The sequence below is a fragment of the Luedemannella helvata genome (assembly GCF_039528415.1).
Taxonomy (GTDB): Bacteria; Actinomycetota; Actinomycetes; order Mycobacteriales; family Micromonosporaceae; genus Luedemannella; species Luedemannella helvata.
On record NZ_BAAALS010000067.1, the window covers coordinates 1 to 3451 of the forward strand.

General features: G+C 68.9%; 6 protein-coding genes. 2 read left to right on the top strand and 4 right to left on the bottom strand.

Features of this window, described 5'->3' with window-relative positions; translation table 11 throughout:
- Window positions 1-85: 85 nt before the first annotated feature.
- The gene (locus tag ABD191_RS28475) at window positions 86-1003 is read right to left on the bottom strand and encodes a helix-turn-helix domain-containing protein (RefSeq protein WP_344088920.1); all 918 of its coding nucleotides are present in this window, start codon (window positions 1001-1003) and stop codon (window positions 86-88) included.
- Window positions 1004-1089: 86 nt separating this feature from the next.
- Window positions 1090-1353, bottom strand: a complete 264-nt coding sequence (locus ABD191_RS28480) for a metal-sensitive transcriptional regulator (protein ID WP_344088923.1) — start codon at window positions 1351-1353, stop codon at window positions 1090-1092.
- Between the two features lie 120 nt (window positions 1354-1473).
- Between ABD191_RS28480 and ABD191_RS28485 the strand changes: the two genes are divergently transcribed.
- Together ABD191_RS28485 and ABD191_RS28490 are read left to right on the top strand one after the other, a co-directional pair.
- Window positions 1474-1860, top strand: a complete 387-nt coding sequence (locus tag ABD191_RS28485; protein ID WP_344088926.1) for a carboxymuconolactone decarboxylase family protein — start codon at window positions 1474-1476, stop codon at window positions 1858-1860.
- 28 nt (window positions 1861-1888) lie between these two features.
- The gene (locus ABD191_RS28490; protein ID WP_344088929.1) at window positions 1889-2050 is read left to right on the top strand and encodes a hypothetical protein; all 162 of its coding nucleotides are present in this window, start codon (window positions 1889-1891) and stop codon (window positions 2048-2050) included.
- A 179-nt stretch (window positions 2051-2229) separates the two neighbouring features.
- Here ABD191_RS28490 and ABD191_RS28495 read toward each other — a convergent pair whose 3' ends face one another.
- Both ABD191_RS28495 and ABD191_RS28500 read right to left on the bottom strand, forming a co-directional pair.
- A complete protein-coding gene (locus tag ABD191_RS28495; RefSeq protein ID WP_344088932.1) occupies window positions 2230-2700 on the bottom strand; it encodes an OsmC family protein in 471 nt (156 codons plus the stop codon).
- An 11-nt stretch (window positions 2701-2711) separates the two neighbouring features.
- On the bottom strand, window positions 2712-3068 hold the full coding sequence (locus tag ABD191_RS28500) for a cupin domain-containing protein (RefSeq protein ID WP_344088935.1): 357 nt from the start codon (window positions 3066-3068) through the stop codon (window positions 2712-2714).
- Between the last annotated feature and the right edge of the window lie 383 nt (window positions 3069-3451).

Below are 3451 nucleotides of genomic sequence, written 5' to 3' on the forward strand. Positions count from 1 at the left end.
GACCTACAACCCCGAGCCGCCTGACCAGCACCACAGGTTCATTTTCGAGTCAACGCCGGGGAGGTGTTCGAGGGAGGGGGCGGGGTCACGCCGTGGCGACCATCCAGGGGGCCGGGTCACCGTGGGCGAGGTCGGTGATGCCCGCGTCGTGGAGGGCGCCCAGGGCGAGGGTACGGCGGTGCGCGGCGAAGGTCAGCACGTGGGCGATCATGCCGCCGTAGGTGAACACCTCCGGAGGGTCGCACTGCGTGTCGACGAACGTCTCCGCGAGTCGGCTCTCTTCGCACAGTTCGCGCACGCTGGCCAGGTACGCGGGGCCGACCGCCGCGTGCCGGGCGCGCATGTGCGCGACGGTCTCGTGGGACTCGACGGACCAGTCGTAGTCCCGGTCGGCCATGCGGTTGTTCCACATGTCCAGTTGTCCGACCAGCCGGGACAGCAGGGAACGCAGTGTGGGGTCGCAGTCGATGCCGTCGACGGAGATCTCGATCGGCTTGTCGAGCTGCTCGTCGGTCAGCGTCTGCGCCCGGGTGAGCAGCTCACCGACGAGCCAGACATGGTGCTCCACCATCTTCAACAGCAGGTCCATGGGGCCAACCTTCGTGAGGGCCGGCAGCCCGAGGCTCGCCGGCGGATGAAAGTGGACGCCGTTGCGCGACGGCAGCCGCGCGGCGCGCGGGGCCGCGCGCCACTGCCGGGGCGAAACGCCGTACGCCCTGGTGAACGCGCGGGTGAATGCCTCGTGGGAGGAGTAACCCGCCTCGACAGCGATCTCCAGGATGGTGCGCCGGGTGGACGTGAGCCGGTGCGCGGCGCGCTCCAGCAGTACGCGTCGGCGCAGCGCGGCCGGCGGCTCCCCCGCGGCCGCCGCGATGACCCGGTCGAGGTGGTACCGCGACAGGTGCATGCGCCGCGCCAGGTCGGCACCGGTCGCGTCGTGGTCGTCCAGCGCGGCCGACAACATGGTCACGAAGGCGGCGAAGGTGTCGCTCGGCGCGGTCATGTTCTCATCGTGCGCCGGTCGGCCTGCCCCCGGCTTGATGCGGTTTGCGGAGCGTCGCGGGGAGACCACCCCGGGGACGCTGAGCCTCAGGCGAGGGCGAGGAAGAGCTTCTCCATCTGCTTGACGTCGACGCTGTCGGCGTCGTCGCCGTTGGCCACGCAGCGGCGCAGTCCGGTCGCCACGACGGCGTAACCGGCGCGGCTGAGCGCCTTGTTGACGGCAGCCATCTGGGTCAGGACGGCTTCGCAGTCGGAGCCCTCCTCCATCATCCGGATGACGCTGCCCAGATGGCCGTGGGCGCGCTTCATCCGCGCGATGATCGCTTTTAGCTCGTCAGGTGGCAGTTCCATCGACGCTCCCCATGGTTGACGCGGTGTGACACGTTCCATGGTATCCCCCCGGGGGGATACGTTAAGCTTTGGATATCCCCCCGGGGGGATTGCAGGATCCACGAAGAAGGCGAGGCACCGATGTCCACCACAACCGCACACACCTCGACGCACGGCAAGGCGGTGCTGAGCGAGCTGTCCCCGCTGCACCGTGAGCTGCGTCGCGCGGTTCCCGACGTCTACAAGGGCTTCGGCGAGCTGCACCGCGCCGCGTTCGCGCCAGGCGCGCTCGACACCCGTACGAAGGAACTGATCGCCCTGGCGATCGGGGTGGTCGAGGGATGCGACGGCTGCATCGCCTCCCACGCGCAGGCGGCCGTGCGCGCCGGCGCCACCCGCCAGGAGGCGGCCGAGGCGATCGGCGTCACCTTCCTCATGAAGGGTGGTCCGGCCACCATCTACGGCCCGCGCGCCTACGACGCGTTCCTGGAGTTCGAGACCGCCGCGTCCAGTGGCGAAGACGCCTGACCGTACGACAAAGGGAGAGCAACGAACCATGTGCCGAGCTGTCGCGTGCAAGACCTGCGGCAAGACCACCTGGGCCGGCTGTGGCCAGCACGTCAACCAGGTCCGCAACCAGGTGCCCGCCGCCGAATGGTGCGCCGGCCATGAGCGGTCCGGCGGCGGCTGGCTGCGCCGCATCTTCTCGAGCCGGTGAGCCGCTGATCGCGGGTCAGGTTCGACCCGCGATCAGCCCCACGTCGAGTCGTCGACGATCGTCATTCCACCAATGTAGGCGGCGCCGGCCGCCGCTACCGGTGCTAACCAGCCGGTTTAGCGCGCCGAACACCCGACGCGCATCGGATGATCGTCGCCAGTTCTCGGCCGGCCGGACCGTCACCCGGATCCGACGGTCACCGTCGGCTCGTGCCGTACGGGGAAGTTGACCGAGTTCGCGATGAAGCAGGCGTGATGCGCGTCCTCGTGCAGCGCCACGGCCTTCTCCACCATGTCGGCACTGGCCACGGTGACGTTGGGCCGCAGCACCACCTCGGCGAACTGTCCGTTGTTACCCCGGGTAACCATCGTGCCGCCGGCCTCGTCCACGTAGCCGGTGACGATCACGCCGGCCTCGGCACACAGGTGCAGGTACTGCAGCATGTGGCACTGCGACAGCGAGACCACCATCAGCTGCTCGGGGTTCCACCGGGCGCGGTCGCCCCGGAAGGTGGGGTCCGAACTGCCCGGGATCGACGGCGGCCCGTCGGCGCTGATGTCATGCTCGCGACCGTAGTCCCGGTAGCCGCTCGTGCCGGTGCCCCGGTTGCCCGCCCAGGTCACCACCGTCGTGTACGTATGCGTCGCCATCTGCTGCGTCCTCAGATCGGGGTGACCGTGGCGGTGAGCGGGCCGCCGGCGTCGCCCGTGTTGACAATCTCGCTCGGCTCGACGAGCAGGATCGTGGTCTCCGCCTCGCTGACCGGCTGGTGGTACGTGCCGCGCGGCACGACGTACAGCTCACCGGGGCGCAGCGTCACGTCGCCGTCATCCATCCGGATGGTCAGTTCGCCGTCGATGACCAGGAAGAACTCGTCGGACTCAGCGTGCTGATGGCGGACGAACTCACCCTGGACCTTGACCAGGCGCACGTCGTAGTCGTTGACGGTGGCCACCGTTCGCGGCGACCAGTGTTCGGTGATGAGCCCCAGCTTCTCGGCGATATTGATGCTCCCCATGCCGGCCATGCTCGCACGAACACCCGGCCCGGCCGCCAGCGTCACGGTGTCCGCCGCTCGACGTGGTCGCATGAGCAACCACAACCAGCGACGTGGATCACCTTCGCTGAGGGGTCTCACCGCTCGCCGTGCTTGATCGCGGAACGCTCGGCCGACGGCCGCCGAAGTGATCACTTCACGAAGATGGTCCACCCGTTGATGGCGTCGTAGCCGGCCGGGTCAATCGGGACGTCGCCCGGCGCGTAGACGGTACGGCTGCCCCGAGCCGACCACCATCCCGCTAGGGCTCCGACCCTCCCGGCGTCGCCAAAGTCGCGTTTATGGCGACCTGAGCTGTGTCAAGGATCTTGGACAGTTCCTCGGTTGGTTGCTACGCCGCGAGT

Coding starts and splice junctions, on each gene's coding strand:
- ABD191_RS28475 (WP_344088920.1), bottom strand. CDS start 1,003: ATGACCGCGCCGAGCGACACCTTCGCCGCCTTCGTGACCATGTTGTCG.
- ABD191_RS28480 (WP_344088923.1), bottom strand. CDS start 1,353: ATGGAACTGCCACCTGACGAGCTAAAAGCGATCATCGCGCGGATGAAG.
- ABD191_RS28485 (WP_344088926.1), top strand. CDS start 1,474: ATGTCCACCACAACCGCACACACCTCGACGCACGGCAAGGCGGTGCTG.
- ABD191_RS28490 (WP_344088929.1), top strand. CDS start 1,889: ATGTGCCGAGCTGTCGCGTGCAAGACCTGCGGCAAGACCACCTGGGCC.
- ABD191_RS28495 (WP_344088932.1), bottom strand. CDS start 2,700: ATGGCGACGCATACGTACACGACGGTGGTGACCTGGGCGGGCAACCGG.
- ABD191_RS28500 (WP_344088935.1), bottom strand. CDS start 3,068: ATGGGGAGCATCAATATCGCCGAGAAGCTGGGGCTCATCACCGAACAC.